The sequence below is a fragment of the Flexithrix dorotheae DSM 6795 genome, from assembly GCF_000379765.1.
In the GTDB taxonomy this organism is placed as follows: domain Bacteria; phylum Bacteroidota; class Bacteroidia; order Cytophagales; family Flammeovirgaceae; genus Flexithrix; species Flexithrix dorotheae.
The window spans coordinates 165,391-184,596 of record NZ_KB903432.1; the positions used below are offsets into that span (position 1 = coordinate 165,391).

At 36.6% G+C, this 19,206-nt stretch carries 8 protein-coding genes; 6 read left to right on the forward strand and 2 right to left on the reverse strand.

The features are described 5' to 3' along the window. Window positions 1–432 precede the first annotated feature (432 nt). The gene (locus A3EM_RS0107975) at window positions 433–2,922 is read right to left on the reverse strand and encodes a glycoside hydrolase family 9 protein (RefSeq protein WP_020527667.1); all 2,490 of its coding nucleotides are present in this window, start codon (window positions 2,920–2,922) and stop codon (window positions 433–435) included. A gap of 384 nt (window positions 2,923–3,306) precedes the next feature. Here A3EM_RS0107975 and A3EM_RS0107985 point away from each other — a divergent pair, with 384 nt between their 5' ends. Continuing rightward, window positions 3,307–3,942 (forward strand): class I SAM-dependent methyltransferase, encoded by a 636-nt coding sequence (locus A3EM_RS0107985; RefSeq protein ID WP_020527669.1) that lies wholly within the window; start codon window positions 3,307–3,309, stop codon window positions 3,940–3,942. Window positions 3,943–3,950: 8 nt separating this feature from the next. Here the strand turns inward: A3EM_RS0107985 and A3EM_RS41830 are convergent, their stop codons facing one another. Further along, the gene (locus A3EM_RS41830; RefSeq protein ID WP_020527670.1) at window positions 3,951–6,269 is read right to left on the reverse strand and encodes a SulP family inorganic anion transporter; all 2,319 of its coding nucleotides are present in this window, start codon (window positions 6,267–6,269) and stop codon (window positions 3,951–3,953) included. A 710-nt stretch (window positions 6,270–6,979) separates the two neighbouring features. Here A3EM_RS41830 and A3EM_RS0108000 point away from each other — a divergent pair. The 5 genes from A3EM_RS0108000 to A3EM_RS0108020 all read left to right on the forward strand — a co-directional run bounded on the left by A3EM_RS0108000 (window position 6,980) and on the right by A3EM_RS0108020 (window position 19,200). Beyond that, window positions 6,980–7,999 carry an inositol monophosphatase family protein gene (locus A3EM_RS0108000; protein ID WP_020527672.1) on the forward strand — a complete coding sequence of 340 codons (1,020 nt, stop codon included), beginning with the start codon at window positions 6,980–6,982 and terminating at the stop codon, window positions 7,997–7,999. A 27-nt stretch (window positions 8,000–8,026) separates the two neighbouring features. Further along, window positions 8,027–13,099: a translocation/assembly module TamB domain-containing protein gene (locus tag A3EM_RS0108005; RefSeq protein WP_020527673.1), complete on the forward strand. Its 5,073-nt coding sequence runs from the start codon at window positions 8,027–8,029 to the stop codon at window positions 13,097–13,099. A 57-nt stretch (window positions 13,100–13,156) separates the two neighbouring features. Next, window positions 13,157–15,421, forward strand: coding sequence for a translocation and assembly module lipoprotein TamL (gene tamL, locus A3EM_RS0108010; RefSeq protein WP_020527674.1), 2,265 nt, complete (start codon window positions 13,157–13,159; stop codon window positions 15,419–15,421). A 141-nt stretch (window positions 15,422–15,562) separates the two neighbouring features. Further along, window positions 15,563–16,309, forward strand: coding sequence for a hypothetical protein (locus A3EM_RS0108015; protein WP_157637785.1), 747 nt, complete (start codon window positions 15,563–15,565; stop codon window positions 16,307–16,309). 122 nt (window positions 16,310–16,431) lie between these two features. Further along, the gene (locus A3EM_RS0108020; RefSeq protein WP_020527676.1) at window positions 16,432–19,200 is read left to right on the forward strand and encodes a TonB-dependent receptor; all 2,769 of its coding nucleotides are present in this window, start codon (window positions 16,432–16,434) and stop codon (window positions 19,198–19,200) included. Window positions 19,201–19,206: the final 6 nt, after the last annotated feature.

The window sequence follows — 19,206 nt, forward strand, 5'->3', positions numbered from 1 at the left end:
CGTAAAAAATTTCAATGAGTCCTTGCTTCAAATGCTAAAAATGACACATTGTTGGGTTCGTACATCCAATATTTCAACTATTTTCAAATCGAAAAACTGAATTAGTTTTTGGTTAGGGTAGGGGCTTTTGCCACAAAAATTATATAGGAATAATCCTACTTGTTATCCCCTTAAAACAAGTCGTTAACTAAATTATTGTTGGTTTCAGGCTAAATATTACAGATGTGATTAATCCAGAATTCGAAAGGGAAGAATGGTTATTTGTATTAAATAAATAAATGTTTTTTACCAGAAAAGAGAGGTGTATTTCAATTTGGAGTTTTGTTATGTAGAGATCAAAAAGCAGGTTATAAAAAAGGTCAGTTGAAATTCACGAAATTCAACTGACCTTACTTTAAAATTTGAGAAATACCCTAAAAACCATACATTGTTTTAATTTTTTACTAATTCTCTTACTGCCAGCCCTAAAAACATAAAGTTACTGGCTCCTCCTCCCATTACATATTCGGATTGTTGCCAGAAAAAGGGCCATTTTTTTAATTCGGGTAAGTCAGGCCGAATTAGTCCGGTACCAGACCCAACACCACCTGGGATAAATCCCCAATCACCCCTGTTAATACCATAAGCTGTTTCCAAAGAATTTGCTCCAACTCCCGAAGCATAGGAGACTGTGTTTTCACCCGGATGATTCCCCAATATAAAATTAAATGCATTATAAACATTTTCTTTGGGGAAAATGTCCGGCCAGCCCTGGTGTAAGAAGTAGTATTGAAATCCCAGCCGCTGAATGTCCCAGCCGCTTCCCCAGATATAAGGTGTATAGGGAATACCAAAAGGATTCTCTTTGTTTTGTTTGGCTACTACTTCAGTGAATTCTGCAGCTGAAGCTGCCATCATTTTTGAAAATTTCTTGTCATTCAAAAGGGGAATAACTCGTCCTAAAACCCAACCTGACCTGGAAAAATTCTTTTTGAAATTATCGCTATTTTCAATTATAACTTTTTTATAAGCTTCTTTTTTGGTGGTGAGATACAACTCTGAAACAGCGAGCAATTTATTATTTCGGGCTCTTCTTGTGGTATCATCTTTTAAGTTTTCCCATAAGGCTTCAGCTGCCTCCAGGCATTCTGAGGAAAGTTTAGGATTAAAATCTTTCAAAACCCTTGAGGCAGCAGCAAGTCCCTTAACCACGTGCAACTCTCTGGAAGGATTTTCTTCAGTGAAAACAAGGCGATCATCCCGAACCCCTGATTCGTGGGCAGTAACTTCTTTTTCCCCAAGGTTAGGATTATACTTTCTGTTGTCAGTCATGACAGAACCATCTCCCAACAGCACGTACTGTCTTAAATCCGGGCAAATTATGCCCCTATACAAGCGTCCTAAATTCTGATAACTCCCAAGTACAGTCAATATTCCGTGTTCAATTTGCTGTAACATATCTGGTTTGCCATCGGGCTGATGCAGTTCTACAATTTTATTGGTTTGGTCAATCAATGTTTCATCATAAGTTTCCCTGAATTGCTCGTAGGCAAGTGATAAAATATAAACTGTCCCTATTTGTGATTCTACCCTTAAATCGTAATCTCCTGCATCGTGCCAGCCTCCTACATTTAATCCGGGAACCTGTTCATAAGGTTTGTATTTGGTTAAAGTGGAGGAACCCTGAATATATCCGTCAAAATGGTTATGGTCCGTGGGGGCCATTAAAGCATCATCCATATGGCAGAGTCCATGCCACACCCTGTAGCGGTCATTTACACGCATATGGCACATCTGCACAGGCAGGAAATATTCTAACGTTGGTTGCCAAACATGTCTCTCATAAATGTCAGTTCCAATTTTAAAAGGTTGGCTTTTGTAAGCGCCATATTTAATTTGGTATATTCCTGGGGTCTTGATTTCATCAAAATTAAACTGATAATAATTGTATCTTAAATATGGACCCCAAAGCTGGGCATCACTGGTTTTGATGACTTCAGGCTTATCATCCGACATTTTTAGCAACTCAAAATTAGCCACTTCAGTTTCGTGCTTATCCAGTTCAACTACTGCCATTTTTGGTTGGGATGGATGATAACCCAATTGCGATAAATGAATTACTGGCTGCGATTTAAAATTAGGGATTGCATTCGGTGTAATTTTCCACTGGATGGCATTTTTCGTTTTTCCATCAGGAAAAGCGGTTCTTACATTATACCAACCATTATTGTGTTGGGCTCTTCCATCCAGAAGCTCGAGTTCTCCATCAAGGGTTTCTATCACCAAGCGCTGTGTTTCCAATTCCGGAGCAATCACAAGTTTTTTTCCGGTAGCTAAAGGGGTATTTTGAAAAACACCATCAGTATCAGGATACATTGGCCCGTTCAATTGTCTTGGAAAAATCCCTGTTTTTTCATCCAGAATATAAGATTTTCCATATAATAAGCCGGGAAACAATTCCAGATTAAAGCCAACTTTTCCTATCCATTCTTTAGGTAAAGGCTTTTCCAAATCTACTGAAATTAAAATAGCTGCCCCTTCCGTGCTTACCCGAATATCATAGCTAAATTCTAAATCAGGATAATCCACAGGGTTAAAACCTTTGCGGTTTTTGGATTCATCAGGGTAAGATAAATTGACAGAGATCTCACTGGTTTCCGTATTGACTTCACGGCCATTCATTTTAGGAACGGGCTGCCATTGCCCTGGGGTAGCTTCCAGTCTTACATCTCCATTGGCGGCTACTCTGGTTCCATTCTGGATAATGGTGACTCCGCCCTGATGGCCTTCAGGATAAAAATCGTGAAAAGCCATTACATTTACTCCTTGTTTTTCAAAATATTCCTGTTCATTGAGTATAAATCCCTCATGCTGTTGGCCTGATGCAATAAAGGCAATACCCAGGCTAATGATTAATGATATTATTTTTAAAGGTGATTTCATTTTCAAAATAATTAAATGCAAATAGATAAAAATTGATTTTTACTGTTTCAATTAAGGCTATGAAGAAAGGACCTTTATCTGGAATAAAACAGCATAATATTCAGTTGAAATGGGAATATTTGGATCTGAATTGAGATGATTATATTATTAATTTTACAGTTTGTACCGGATTAACCTGGATATTTTATCCAAATATTTTTTTGATGACAAATTGTACATCATTTTTTAACAAAACCTTCATATTTAATGATTTTGTGCCCTGAGGCTATCATAAAGCCCTAAAATATAATTGGTAATGGCAAATCTGCATTTCTGGTCTGCTAAACTTTCTTTTTCAATTCTTATACTTGAGCATTAATCGAGCATAAAACATTATTGAGGGAAATGAATCAATTGAAAAGCACCTCCCAATTTGACAGGATTAAAGACTGGTATGTATTTCAATCCAGAATTTATGACCTAACCAGATGGACTTTTTTATTTGGAAGGGAAAAAATTATTAAACTTCTTCCATTCACCAAAAATCAGGAGTTTAGTGTGCTGGAAGTGGGATGTGGTACAGGAACTACTTTAAAATATTTGGCAGACCGATTTCCTAAGGCCAGATTGACTGGCTATGATTTATCAGGTGATATGTTGAATGTAGCTGAAGCCAAGCTAGATAAATATGGAGAAAGAATTGAATTGCGCAATGAAGCATACCCTCCAGGAAGGGTTTTAAGTGAAAAATATGATCTGGTTCTTTTTTCATACTGCCTTTCCATGATAAATCCTGGGTTTGATGTATTACTGGACCAGGCCAATTCCGATCTGAAGGAAAACGGAATTTTGGCCCTGGTAGATTTCCATAATACTGATTATGTCTTCTATAAAAATTTTATGGATGAGAACCATGTTACCCTGGAAGCACAATTACTGCCTGCCCTTGAAAAAAGATTTGTGCCCAAAACCGTAAAAATTAAAAAAGGTTTATTGGGTATTTGGCGTTATCTGCTTTTTGTAGGTGAAAAATCGAATTAATTTAGTTATTAATTTTTCCTGAGTTTGCTATCTAGAAAATCAAGGGGAATTTCAATTGGTCCGTTTTCATTTTTGCTTTCTCCATTCAGATAAGAACTGGTTAGGATTTTTATCGCCAGTTTTTTACCAAATTGATGGAGTTTGATAATTTCTATAGGTGAAGCGAAGCGGTTTCTATTCAATAAGAGCAAGGTTTTGCCATTACTTTCCAGGTGGAAAATTTTATTTTTATCAAAGAATTTGATCAGGCTTGAGTTGAAAAGTTTTCTGATCGCTTTTTCATCCGGACCTTTCAGTACGAAATGGTCGGAAAATGCTTTATACTCCTTGAAATTAATATCCTCATGTTCGGATAAATCCATAATTCTATCGAATAATTCTTCTTTCTCCATTACAAAAGCAGGAATTTCAATGGGCAAATGAATGAGATGGGCTGTGGTGTGGTATACATTTCTGCCAAATAATGCGCCCACATCATAAGTAATATCAAAAATTTCCCAGAACATATTCCAGTCATCCAGATAGCCAGAGATAAAATTATTCCCATTTTCAATAGGTCTTGACTTAAAAAACTCGAAATGATTCAGGTGAAACATCTTCCAGTTGTTGGCCGGGTTAAATTCCCAGTCGTAGGTTTCACAAATCAATTTTAAATCTTTTTGTCTTGTAGTCAGCTGTGTATTTCTTTTCTTAAATTTTTTGCTCAATAAATGAATAGACATAGGATGCTCGCTTGTCCGATAATGCAGACTCAGGCCGATAATGTCAAAATTTTTCCCATTTTGTTTCCATTTCTCTGCATAGGAATAGATAAATTCCAATAAGGTAAAATCCACCAAAACGGCATGGGAAAAACCAATGACGATATCGTTCTTTTTAGGTATTTTTTCCAGAATATTTTTAAGCTTCAGAATACTTACAAAATTGGCAATGCCTTTAATATTGATGAAGTATTTTCCACGCTTCTCCTTGGTTACTTTAATGGTGGGTTTGTAAGTATACTTGGCAAAAAGCCTTAAATCGAGTTTGGCATTGATATAATGCACTATAAGTGTGGTAATCACACCAAAGAATACACCCCACAATATTCCCAGTACAAGCGCCATCACAAGTGTAACCGAAAAAATGACCAGTTGCTCAGGTCCTTTTTCGTAGGTTTCTTTAAAAACTTTAGGGGAAGCCAGTTTAAATCCTGTAAAAACCAGAATAGCAGCTAAAGCAGCAAGTGGCAATTGTTTTAACAGGGGAGTTAAAAATACCACCATGATCAGCAAAATTAACCCATGGAAAAAATTTGACCATTTGGTTTTAGCCCCATTATTTACATTTACACTACTCCTTACAATTACCGTGATAATGGGCAGACCTCCTATTAATCCGGAGAAAATAGTACTTAGCCCTACAGCACTTAAATCCTTGTTTAAGTCAGTTGATCTTTTGTGAGGGTCTAGTTTTTCAACCGCTTTGGAACTTATTAAATTGATTAATGAACCCACCAGCAGAATACTGAAAACCGCCCCCCAAAACTCTGGTAAATTGATCTTTGAAAAGTTTGGAAATACAAATCCGTCAATAATTTTATCCGGAATGTCGATCAGGTACTCAGGACCAATTTCGAAAGTTTGATTAAATCCCGGGAAATTATAATGATTCAGTTGATTAAGTCCTAAAGCAAGGGGAATGGAAAACATCAAAACCCACATTGGAGCAGGTATCAATTGAATAGTTTTATTATTGATTTTTGGGTAAATAATTAAGATACAAATACTTACCATACCAATTATGGCAACAAGTGGATTTTGATTAATCAGGGAATACGGAATTTCCAATAAAACGCCAAAAGCATTCTGAGCAGAAGAACTTGTACCCAGGGCTACATGTACCTGTTTCCCCAAAATGATCACGCCAATTGCTGCGAGCATTCCATGAATTACAGAAGAAGGCAATAAATCACCCAGTTTTCCCCATTTCATTAATCCGATGGCTACCTGCAGAACCCCCGCAACCACAAAAGCGGCAAGCACATACGGCCAACTTGTTCCATCCGGATCAGCTAAAGCCGCATTCGCAGCAAGTATAACTACGATTAATCCAGCTGCAGGTCCATTTATACCCAAAAAGCTGGACCTGAAAAATGTAGTCAAAATCCCACCAATTATAGCAGCAATGATTCCTGAAATTGGTGGAACACCAGCCCCTATGGCAATACCTAAACTTAAAGGGAGCGCAACAAGCGAGACACTTATTCCGGCAATCAAATCAGATTTCCAGTTATATTTCAATCCCATGAGCCCTTTTTCAGGTAAAGTCTGGGTTAGGTTAATCATACGCGTTTCAATTTATAGTGATCCTAAAAAGGTATTTTCCCCGGCTACTTTTCTGTTAAAAAAAGTATTAAAAATTTTCGGAAACCGGTGATGATTGTTAATTAATAAGGCTGGCGGATCGTTTAAGTAGTCAACAGAAAAAAAATCTATCCGTCTTAATTACAACTGATTGATAATGAATACACTTCATTATTAAAAAAGTATTGGTACTTAAGAATGACCCATCAATATAATTTACACTAATTGCTTTAAATTTCAGTAGTGTTTAGTCTATTCCTGGTATAAAAGATATCAGAAATCTTATATTATTTTTAATAAACTAATTACCCTGATTTCAAGCTTTTTGCAATAGTTTAAATTTGTAAGGTTTCTAATATATATGTTTTAGCTTACAAAATCAATTTTTATTGTCTTCCCACAAAAAATATTACTAACATAAAGTTTTGCATTTTGTTCACTTTTCTCAAAAAATGTTTTCTCTTTTAATAGAAATTGCACCATTTATAAGAGATAAAAATAAAAGTAACTATTTTGCAAAGCAGGAATGATAAGGGGCTTTTTGGAGAAACCAATTTACCCGTTTTTGCACGAAAAGCTCCCCTAACTATTTGAAAAACAATTGGTATCGTTCCATTTAAAATTTTATGTGTGTTTTTTTACTGAGCATATTGAACCTGACGTATTGACGGAAAAGAATTTTTTTTACTAAGATGAATCATTTAAAAATTAAAGAGATATTATGTGCCATTGGCCTGAAAGTTTGTGAAAGAACACATCAATCCTTACATCAGCAATCTGCGGAACAAAGGGCTGCTGTGCATAAGGAAGGGATAGACGATACCATTTATCAAATTGATAAGGATGTGGAGGATATCATTGTTCCTTTACTGGAAAAAGAAGCAGCAGGTTTGGGAGGTATTTTACTGGTGGCTGAGGGAATTGGTGAAGATGAGGAAAATGGAGTGGTTTTACCCGTAGGGATTAAACCAGAGGAGGCCGCTTTGAAAATAATTATGGATCCAATAGATGGGACCAGAGGTATTATGTATGATAAAAGATCTGCATTCTATTTGGCAGGGGTGGCTCCAAATAGGGGAAAAGAAAATACCATTAACGATATTGAAGTTGCGGTAATGGTAGAGTTGCCTACCTCACGAAGTGTGTTGAGCGATACCCTATGGGCCATAAAAGGAAAGGGAGCTTCTGCCTTTACCAAAAACCTGCAAACCGGGGAAGTGAGTGATAGAAATATACAACCGTCAGTTTCTAAATCAATTTATGGCGGTTTTGCCCAAATTGCCCGGTTTTTTCCTCCAGGCCGGCAAACTCTGGCCGCCATTGAAGAAGATTTAATAGAAACGATTTTCCCTGATGCGCCAGAAGGCAAAGCCATCGTTTTTGAAGATCAGTATATTTCCAGTGGAGGGCAAATGTATGAACTTTTAGTAGGGCACGATCGCTTCATTGCAGATGTACGTACCGCCTTGTTCGCTAAAATGAAAAAAGAGGGAAAAAAGGCTGGCCATGTTTGCCATCCTTATGATATGTGTGCTATTCTTATTGCCAGAGAGGCTGGAATTATTGTTACAGATATTTCTGGAAATGAATGGAATGCACCAATGGATACCACCACTTCTGTGGATTGGATAGGTTTTGCCAATAAAGATATTCAAAAGGAAATTGAAGGGGTTTTACAAAGTATTCTCAGGAAATACGAATTAATTGAATGAAATTTGAATTTCAGGAAAAAATAGTGGATGAAACAATACAAAGCCTCCTTTATTTTAAAAATTTGGAAGTATCTTTTTAGGATACTTACAGGAGGGATTGTGTTGCTAATTCTCCTATTTTTTTCATTGAAAATTCCGAATGTCCAGCAGTTGCTAGTAGAAAGTGGAGTGGCCTACCTGAAAGAAAGGCTTGGTGTGGAAGTAAGGATTGAAAAGCTTTATATCGATTTCCCAACCCATATTTTACTCGAAAACATTTATCTGGAAAATCCGCGGAAGGATACGGTATTATATGGAGAAAAAATTGAGTTGGAACTTGATATGACCGCCTTATTCCACCAGGAAATTAAGGTGGAAAATGTCAGTTTAACCAATGTAGTTTATAATCTGGAACGAACCGCAAGTGATAGTGTATTTAATTTCCAGTTTATTATCGATGCCTTTAAAAACCAAGATACAGTCCCTGACCCCCCCAAAGAATCCAGTAAAAAACTGATAGTTTCTCCAAAAAATCTTCAATTAAATAATGTGCGGTTCTGGTATTCAGATGAAATTATAGGGTTTCTGATTACTGCCAATGTGGGGGAAGGCCACATCAGACTGAACAATTTTGACATGTGGGGAATGGATATAGAGGTGGATTCATTGAAGTTGAAAAATACCATTGGAGGAATTAGTTTCAATGGATTAAACGAAGAAGAAACGGAGTCTGACCTGATTGTAGAAGATGATACCACTTCAAACCTAAAACCATTTTCCCTCAATATAAAGTATGCCAATGTGACGCTGGATAATGTGGCTTATAATGTGATCCTTGGCCCCGATGATTTAAAAATGTATTATAAAATGGGTTATGCTCATGTCGATCAGGGTACTTTTGACCTGCTTTCCCAAACCATTTCAGGAAATAATTTTATAGTTAAAAATCCATGGGCTAATTTACAATTCCCAAACAGCCTGGAAGAATCCTCTGAACCAGTTTCAGAAACTTATCCAAGAGATTTTAATGCGGATAAATTCCAGCATCTGCCTACTGGTGGATGGACCATTTCCGTGGATGGGGCAACCATGGAAAATGGTTATTACCAGATGGATTTTGGTCAAGGAAAGGCTCCTAAAAATGTGGTGGATTACGGGCATTTGTATGGAGAAAAGATTAATCTGAGTATGGAAAACGTGCTGGTAAGTGAAGCGGAAATTTCAGGAAGGGCCAGGCATTTTTCATTTAAGGAAAGAAGTGGATTTGTGCTTGAAAATTTCAGTTCGGAAATTAAAATGACCAATGAATCTATTTTGGTGGAAAAAGCCAACCTTCAAACAAAGGGAAGCCGTTTGTCAGGAGATTACCAACTGACCTATCCTTCTTTGTTGGGAATGGCTTATGAGCTGAGGGAGACAGGGGTAAACTTAAAAATAAAACCTTGCAGGATTAAGCTAGAAGACATTTATTATTTTTTCCCTCAGCTCAAAAATGTAAAAGGAATTAACCTGAATCGACTAAGTACAATTGGACTTGAAGGGGAAATAGCAGGAGGATTGAGGGAACTAAATCTGAAAAAAGTAAGATTCACTGGTTTGAAAGAATTGGAAATTCAGTTTTCCGGAGTAGCTAAAAATCTGTTGGAAAACAACCTGCAATATCATGTTAGTATTGATACATTAATAGCTCCCTCTGAAGATATTTTTTCACTTGTTCCGGATACTTTGATCCCGCAGGAAATCAGGTTTCCGGAGTATGTTTCTGGTAAAGCCATCCTTATGGGGAACCGTGAAAAGGTAAGTTCAGAAATTCATCTGATTACTTCCTTTGGTAATATTTCTACCTCTTTTCATCATAAGCCATTTTCAGAACTCGATCGGATTGTGGAATCCGGAAACCTTTCCCTACATCAATTTAATGTAGGGAAATTACTAAGACTTGAAGAATATTTTGGGGAAGTTAATTTATCCACCCGCCTGGATATTGAGCTGCAAAATAGAGAAGATTTTGTAGCCAGAATAGATATGAATATTGATTCTGCATATGTGTATCAATACCCTTATGCGGATATGAATATTCGGGGAATTTTCGAGCCCAATAGCTTTTTTGGGAAAGCCACTGTTGCTGATCCTAATCTTGGTTTGTCCTTTGAGGGAGAAGTTAATTTAAAGGATTCCCTGGATAAAATCTTTAAATTTGATATGGTTCTGAACCATGCCAATTTTCAAAAGTTAAAAATAATGGAAAATGACCTGGCCGCACAATTCAACCTGCAGGTAGATTTGAATGCCAGAAATTTCTATGATAATCGGGGAAGTGTGAAAGTAAGCCAATTAAACTTCCTGCTGGATGACAGGAAGTTCCTTCTGGACAGCGGAAGCATGACTACTTTTCAAAAACCTGATACAGCAGTTATCACACTTAATTCGGAGGTTTTTACAGGAAAGTTAGTGGGTAATGTGAACCTGATTGATTTGAGTAAAACTCTGTCGAATCATATCCGCTATTATTTCGATTTCCAGGATGAAGAAAAGTTTGTGTTTGATAGTATTCCAAGAGAAATGACATTTGAATACAACCTGGTGGAATCCCATTTTTTCACCGATTTTTTGATTCCCGAATTAAAAGAAGTCTCCAATTTTTTTGGAAAGGGGAAATTTAACAGCGAAAAGAAGTTATTGACCCTGGATAGTAAGTGCAAAAGGTTGGTTTATAACCAGACGACTCTGGATTCTTTGAATCTAAATTTTTTTTCAGATAAGGAGGCTTTTTATTATGATATCGGGCTTAAAGAATTATATGGAGATAAATTTTTGGTAAAATCACCAAAGCTGAGCGGGGAAGTGAAAAACGATATTTTTTTAAATGATATTTCCTTTGAAGATGCTGATGGAAATTTGGTATTCTTAATTGGTACAAAGGCAGAAAGTCAGGACAGTTTGTTTCAATTAAGTTTTATTCCGGGGAAAATAATCTTCGACTCCAAAAAGTTTCAGGTTCCGGCAAACAATTATTTAAAGTTTGGTTCTTCAGGGCTTCAAAGCCAACAACTTGAATTTACCTATCAGGATCAAGCCATTAAACTTCGTACAGAGGGAATAGATAAAACAGGATTAGACCTGGAATTTTTAAATTTTAGTTTGCCTTCCTTAAAAAATGTGATGGAGGAAAAGGTTCAATTATTTCACGGTTTTGTGAACGGAAAAATTGGGTTTCAGGATATTGAACAAGGAGATTATTTTGCCAATTTAAAAGTGAAGGATTTTCAGGTATTGAAAAGCTCATTTGGCGACATTAACCTAAAATTTGACAGCAGGAAAAGTCCGCACTACGATTTTTCAGTTGATATGCTGGAAAAAGAGAAAGATTTAAAGATTGAAGGGAAAATAAAGAAATCCAATTTTGATACAGACCTTTCGATAATGATCAAAAAATTTGATTTGGCATCTGTGGAAATTTTTCTGGATGATTATTTAAAAGAATTGAAAGGTAATTTTTATGGTGAAATTGATTTCGAAAAAAAACAGGAGAGTATTTCTACGCAAGGAGCTTTGGCTTTTAATGATACCAGATTCAGAGTCAAAGATTTGAATGCCAGCTATCGTTTGGAAAATGAGAGGATCACTTTCGATAAAGATGAAGCCTTATTTTCAAACTTTGCCATAAAAGACTCATTAAACAAACCTCTGATCGTTAACGGAAAAATTAAATATGAAGAATTATTGAACCCTTATTTCAACCTGGAAATAAGTGCAGATAAATTCATTTCGCTTAATTCACATGCAGAGATGGGTTTTCCTTATTTTGGAAAAGTGATTATGGGGAATAAAACCAAAATTAATGGTTTTCTTGAGGACATAAAGGTAAACACCATTTTGGATATTAATAAAGAAACAAGCTTAGTTTACAAAATTGTAAATGCCAAAGAAACTGCTGATCATCAAGGTATTGTAGAATTTTTTGATGAAGATTTTGTGGGAGATTCACTTATGATTACCAGAAACGAGGTGAAAAAGGAACCGATAAAGCTGGATTTTAATGCCGGACTAAAAATTGATAAAGGAGCCTCTCTACAAATTATTATTGATGAACAGGCAGGTGATATTTTAGAATTGAAAGGTGGTGGTGGATTGAATTTCGAGTATGATGAATTTGGCAATATGAATCTTACCGGAGTTTATGAAATTGAGGAGGGTAATTATAATATGAATTTCTATAAATTACTTAACAGAGAATTTGATATTGATAAAGGGAGTAAAATTTCATGGGCTGGTGATCCACTGGAAGGCCGGCTGGACATTACAGCCATTTATTCGATAAAAGCAGCCCCATTAGGGCTGGTTTCCAATGTGATGCGTATAGATGAATCTCAGGCCAATCAGTACAGAAGGCCCATGCAGTTTTATGTTTACCTGATCATAAAAGGAGAATTAGATCGGCCTGAAATTTCTTTTGATATAAAAATGCCGCAGGAATTACAACAGGCATATAGTGGCACCGTGTATTCCAGTCTTCAAAAAATAAAGGAGGATGAAAGTGATCTGAATAAACAGGTTTTTGCTTTATTAATGATGAATACATTTCTTTCTGACGGAAATGCCAGCTCTGCGGGGAATGCCTTTGTGACTTCCAATGCGCGAAATAGTGTGAGCCAGATTCTGTCCAACCAACTCAATCAATTATCTGATCAGGTAATCAAAGGAGTTGATGTGAATTTTGATCTAAGGTCGTATGAAGATCGGACCAGCGGGAGTTACCAAACCAGAACAGACCTGGAAATGCAAATAACCAAGGGGTTCTTCAATGACAGAATTACTGTTGAACTTGGGAGTAATTTTATTCTGGATGGTTCCAGTTATAATCAGGGAAATCAAAACCATTTTGCCGGGAATGTAGATGTGGAATATAAAGTGACAGAAGATGGCCGATACAGGTTGAAAGCCTATCGAAAAAATGAAAATCAGGATATTATAGAAGGAGAATATGTCGCTACGGGGATCTCATTTTTATTTATTAAAAACTATAATAAATTTAAAGAGCTTTTTGCCAGGAAAAAGAAGAAAGAACTGAGGAAGGAAAAGGACAAAAAGAATAAATCGAGAGACGTAGCCAAAAAATAAATCCCAGACTTGCCTGGTATGATAAAAAATCTTCCCCTATATCTAATTTACTTGTTTATGCTATTTTGCTGGAGTTGTACCGGGACCAAAAAGCTTCAGGAAGGGGAATTTCTTTTAACTAAAAATGATTTAAAGGTTGAAACATCCGAAAAAATTAAAAATCAAATTACCCTTGAAGGAGAGCTGAGAGCGATTATTGAACCCAAACCCAATTTTAGTATATTGGGAATGAGACCTGGTATATGGTTTTATAACCTTATCGGAAATACCCCAAAAAAGAAAGGTTTAAAACACTTTATTAAACATAAACTAGGTTCTCCACCCGTTTTGCTCGAAAATGCAGATTCGGAAAAAGTAGCTGAAAATTTAAAAAGCCACCTGATAAATAATGGATTTTTTAAACCCAAAGTGGATTTTTCTATTTCGCAGAAAAAGAAAAAAGCAGCTATAACTTATAAGGTAGGCATTTCTTCCCCTTATACCATTAGTAATATTCATTTTCCAAAAGGGAATTCACCTGTAGTGGAGATGATTGCCCAATCCCGGGAAATGAGCCTGCTGGAAAAAGGGCAGCCTTATAATTATGAAATACTGGAAAAGGAACTGGAGCGGATTAGTGATTTTTTAAGAGAAAAAGGCTACTTCTATTTTAATCCTAATTTTCTCATGTTCAAAGTGGACAGTACGCTGGGAGATAAAAAAGTCAACTTTTTTCTGGAAATAAAACCGGACCTCCCGGAAAATGCCCAGCAGGCATTTGAAATTGCTGATGTGGTGGTTTATGCAGAATACTACGTAAATGATGAAAAGGCGGAATTTAAAAACGATACCACTGAGATTGGTGGTTTTACATATATTTCCAAAGAAGGGCTCTTTAAACCTCAGGCAATTCTGGATAATATATTTATTCGCTCAGGATCACTTTACAACAGGGCTTTCCATCGCCTTACCATCAATAAACTGATGGACCTGGGTGTGTTTAATTTTGTGGATGTCCTTTTTACCCCTGTAGAGGATAAACCTAATTCTTTGCAAGCGGTGATTTACATGATTCCCATGCAGAAAAAAGCTATAATGGTGGAGGCAGAAATGGTTTCAAAATCCAATAGTTTTGCCGGTCCGGGGTTTAATTTCAGTTGGCAAAACAGGAACTTATTAAAAGGGGCAGAACGCTTTGATATTAAACTCAATACGAGTTTTGAAACACAATTTGGGGTGGAAAATTCAGGCATCAATTCTACCGGAGTGGATGTAAGTACGGGCATTTCCTTTCCTAAATTTTTTATTCCCTTCAAAATAAAAGGACTGGAGAAAAAATCCTCTCCTGAGACCAGAGTCAGGCTGGGTTATTCCTTGCTCAATCGGACCAATTTGTTTACCATGAATTCCTTTAATGCTACTTTCGGATATTCCTGGAGAGAAGGGCTTACGCGTTATCACGAATTAAATCCAATTTCTGCCAACATTTTACAATTGTCGAATACCACAGCAGAATTTGATTCTTTATTGCAGGAAAACCCGTTTTTAAGAAGAACTTATGAAGAACAATACATTTTTGGCACCAATTATACCTTCGGATATAGCAATCAGTTCGGTAGAAACACAGGCACTTCTTTTTCCTTTGAAGGAAAAATTGATGTGGCGGGCAACCTTTTTTATTTAATACAATCCATCACGCAGGATTTCCAGCCAAGTCTTGAGAATCCCTATACTATTTTTGGTTTGCCATATTCCCAGTTCGTAAAGCTAAGCATCGACCCCAAATATTATTTTAGGGTGAAAGAAAAAAACCGATTGGTTACCCGATTATTTCTGGGCTATGGACACCCATATGGCAATTCCCTTTCACTGCCTTATGTAAAGCAGTTTTATGCCGGAGGAAATAATAGTATCAGGGCCTTTAGAGCTCGGAGTGTAGGACCGGGTAGTTATTTTGCTACTGTTGAACAACGGGAAAACCTGGATCAGACCGGTGATATTAAAATAGAAACCAATGTTGAATACCGATTTGACATGGTGGGGATCTTAAAGGGAGCCTTATTCGTTGATGCAGGGAATATCTGGCTTTATAATGAAGATCCCAACAGGCCCGGGGCAAATTTTAGGGCCAAAGAGTTTTTGTCAGAGTTTTCTATGGGAGCAGGCGTGGGATTCAGGTTCGATTTCTCCTTGTTTATTCTCCGTTTTGATTTTGCCTTTCCATTAAGAATTCCCTACCTGCCCAAAGAAGAAAGATGGGTAATTGATAAAGTCAATTTTTTTAATAGCGATTGGAGAAATGATCATTTGGTGCTAAATGTGGCCATCGGTTATCCATTTTAAAACCGAAAATACCCCTTTTTCAGTATTTACATTGATTAGAATCGAATTTTGGTTGAAAATAAAACTATTTATTTGGACATAAACTAAATACATAGTAGTTTTCAATTCTTTTCCACCAGAGGAGAAGATTTTATTAGCTTTATGATGTCTTCTAAATTAAATTTTTTTACGAATTACGCCCGACTTTTTGCATTGGTAATGGTTGTTATTTCCATTACATCTTTTGCCAGTAATGCTCAGGTAATTTCCTCTATCGAAGACATCAATGCCCAAAGAAAGGCCTCCATATACAATAAAACGGATGATTTTAATATAGGAAATTTTCTAAATGGAAGGGTTTACCCAATGAAATATATTGGGGTAGCCAATTCTCAATTTGTTTTTGGAGATTATCTGTTGAAAGGAGATATTGTTTATGATGGGGTTGAATTTAAGAACAGACTAATTCAGTATGATACTTATAAACAACTCATTGTAATGGAGGTAAACCATGGCGAATCCAGATTTATTCTTAGCCTGGATAGGGATAAAGTGAGTGAGATGATAATAGATGGAAGGAGATTTATTTCCTATGAGGATAGTGTCCTGGAAAAGAATATTTATGAAATTCCTTATGATGGAATTCAGGCAAAGGCATTGATATACAGAACCAGAACTCAGTCAAGGGTTGGTTCATCAGCAAGAGTCTATTACGAATTGGATCCCGTAAACAGGTACTATGTGGTTAACCAATATGGTACTTTTCGGATCAATGGTAAAAAGGACATGATCAAAGCATTCGGTGAAGAAAAAAAGATGAAAGATATTATTAAGCGAAATAAATTGAAATTCGGAAAGAATACGATTTATGGAGGAATGGTAAAGGCTTTATCTCTTTACGAAGACTAAAGCCCTGCTGCTTTTTATAATTACTATCAGAGAAACAAAATAACTAACAATTGGTATTGAGCTTTGTGCGATAGCTCAAAATGTAAACAAAGCAAACTGAAACGTTTTATATTGAAGATGAAATGCGCCACATTCTTTTAACCACCCTAATTTTTATATGTGGTGTTTCCATTGGAAATGCCCAGGATTTTTCTTTGAGCGGTAATTACGCTAATGCGCTGTTCAAAGATGTTGTCAGTGAGGTTGAAGCCCTCAATCCACCCTTAAAATTCTATTACAAAGCGGAATGGGATAGCATACCGGTATCTCTTGTATTAGATGAAGTTTCCTTACAAAATTTTCTGGATGCCCTTACAAAAAGTACATCCCTCAATTTCTATGTACATAATCGGTCTAGTGTAATCGTCACGAATGATTTTGAAATAAAACCGGAGTTGCCCTTCTATTTTTTCAAAGGCCAGGGGGTACAGCAGGAGGAAGGAGATGATTATTATTCCATCCTGGAAGGCCTAAGAGATGCGGATAAAAATATGGCGCAGGAAACTCTGGAAACAAAACTTTTTGAGATTGGGCGGATGGCAGACCGGTATAAAGGAAATGAAGCAACTATAGAAGGATATATAAAAGATATAACCACCGGTGAGCCATTAGTCGGAGCATCTGTTTTTCTGAAAAAACCGGTTATGGGTGTAGTAACCGATCCTTTTGGTTATTTTTCTTTCACTTTACCCAAAGGAAAACATGAACTATTTGTTAATTCAGTGGGAATGAAGCCTACAAAACGGCAAATTCAGGTATATGGAGATGGAAAACTGGATGTGGAGATGGAAAGTGAGATTCTTGCACTTAAAGAAGTAGAAGTAACAGGGGAAAGGGATAATGTGGACCAATTACAGACGGGTGTAGCCAAATTGAGCATGAAAAATATCAAGCAAATTCCCACAGTTTTGGGAGAGGCTGATATTATGAAAATTGCTCTTACTTTGCCGGGAGTTCAAACTGTAGGGGAAGGGGCTTCAGGGTTTAATGTAAGAGGGGGTGGAACGGATCAAAACCTTATCCTGATTAATGATGTCCCCATTTATAATACCAATCACCTGTTCGGTTTCTTTTCAGCCTTTAATCCCGAAGTAATTTCCAGTGCTAATCTGTATAAAAGTGGTATTCAGGCCAATTACGGAGGCAGGATTTCTTCAGTATTCGATGTGGCTCTGAGAGATGGAAATAAAAGGGATTTTTCTATAAAAGGTGGAATAAGTCCAATCACCGGGAAAGTGACCATTGAAGGACCATTAAAGAAAGATACCAGTTCCTTTGTATTAGGAGTCAGAAGCACATATTCCGATTATATTTTTTCGCTGTTGGATGACCCGAATTTGAGAAATAGTCAGGCTTCATTTTCCGATTTTATTACCAAGTTTAATTTTAAACTGGATGAGAAAAATACCCTCGTTTTTTCAGGTTATCACAGCCGTGATAATTTCAGGTTAAATTCTGATTCAGTATATCAGTATTTCAATAGCAATGCTTCGGTTCAATGGCGACATAATTTTAATAACAAACTTTATTTACTTACTTCAGCTTCCTATGCCAATTATTCCTATAATCTCAGCGCAGATGAAATTCCGGTAAATGCTTTTGAATTGGATTATGAGATTAACCATACCAATTTTAAATCGGAAATAAATTATTTTCCCAATTCTAAAAATAACTTGAGAATGGGCATTACCTCCACCTGGTACAATCTTAACCCAGGAGAGGGGAGGGCTCTGGGTGATTCTTCTCTGATAACGGATGTTTTACTGGATAGAGAAAACGGACTCGAAAGTGCCATTTATTTTGGGAATGAATTTGAGGTAAATCCCAGGCTGAGTTTATATGCAGGGATCAGGCTTTCTATGTTCAATTTAATTGGGCCGGGTAAGTCTTATGTCTATCAGCCGGGAAGTCCTAAAGAACCTGAATTTATTACCGATACCCTTCATTATTCTAATGGGCAAATTATAAAAACTTATGGTGGCCCTGAATACCGTTTTTCCGCCAGACAAAAATTAAGGGATGATCTTTCTGTGAAATTTAGTTATGACCGAACCCGCCAGTACATTCATATGCTGTCAAACAGTGTTTCTATTTCTCCCACTGATACCTGGAGATTGAGCAATACGTATATTCGTCCGCAAATTGGAGATCAGATTTCGGCCGGACTTTACAAAACTGTATTTGGAAAAGGGATTGAGATTTCTTTAGAAGGATATTATAAAAAAATTCGGAATGTGTTAGAATATAAAGACGGAGCTAATTTGCTACTGAATGAAGTACTGGAAACAGATGTGATCAACTCTGAAGGCAGGGCTTATGGAGTAGAATTCATGATAAAAAGGGATATTGGAAAAGTAAGTGGCTGGATGAGTTATACATATGCCAGATCGCTTGTGAAAGCCAATGGTGAATTTCCGGTGGAGCAAATTAATCAGGGAGATTATTATCCCTCTAATTTTGATAAACCACACAATCTGGTCATAATTTCTAATTATAAATTTAACCGAAGAGTTAATTTATCCCTGAATATCAATTACAGCACTGGTAGGCCTGCTACTTTCCCGGCTTCAAAATATACATTTAATAATCAACCTGTATTATTATATACCGAAAGAAATCAGTACAGAATTCCCGATTATTTCCGGATGGATTTGGCAGTAAACTTTGAAGGAAATCACAAAGTGAAAAAGAGAGTCCATGGTTCATGGTCCTTTTCTGTTTATAACCTGACAGGCAGATCAAATGCCTATTCGGTTTATTTCCTAAGTGAAGGAGGAGAAATTAATGGTTACCAGTTGTCTGTTTTCGCCAACCCAATCCCCACCATCACCTATAATTTCCATTACCGGTAATTCATG

Bases quoted from the DNA above. Each gene is read 5' to 3' on its own strand.
- tamL (WP_020527674.1), top strand. From the start codon at position 13,157: ATGCTATTTTGCTGGAGTTGTACCGGGACCAAAAAGCTTCAGGAAGGG.
- A3EM_RS0107975 (WP_020527667.1), bottom strand. From the start codon at position 2,922: ATGAAATCACCTTTAAAAATAATATCATTAATCATTAGCCTGGGTATT.
- A3EM_RS0108015 (WP_157637785.1), top strand. From the start codon at position 15,563: ATGATGTCTTCTAAATTAAATTTTTTTACGAATTACGCCCGACTTTTT.
- A3EM_RS0108000 (WP_020527672.1), top strand. From the start codon at position 6,980: ATGAATCATTTAAAAATTAAAGAGATATTATGTGCCATTGGCCTGAAA.
- A3EM_RS41830 (WP_020527670.1), bottom strand. From the start codon at position 6,269: ATGATTAACCTAACCCAGACTTTACCTGAAAAAGGGCTCATGGGATTG.
- A3EM_RS0108020 (WP_020527676.1), top strand. From the start codon at position 16,432: ATGCGCCACATTCTTTTAACCACCCTAATTTTTATATGTGGTGTTTCC.
- A3EM_RS0108005 (WP_020527673.1), top strand. From the start codon at position 8,027: ATGAAACAATACAAAGCCTCCTTTATTTTAAAAATTTGGAAGTATCTT.
- A3EM_RS0107985 (WP_020527669.1), top strand. From the start codon at position 3,307: ATGAATCAATTGAAAAGCACCTCCCAATTTGACAGGATTAAAGACTGG.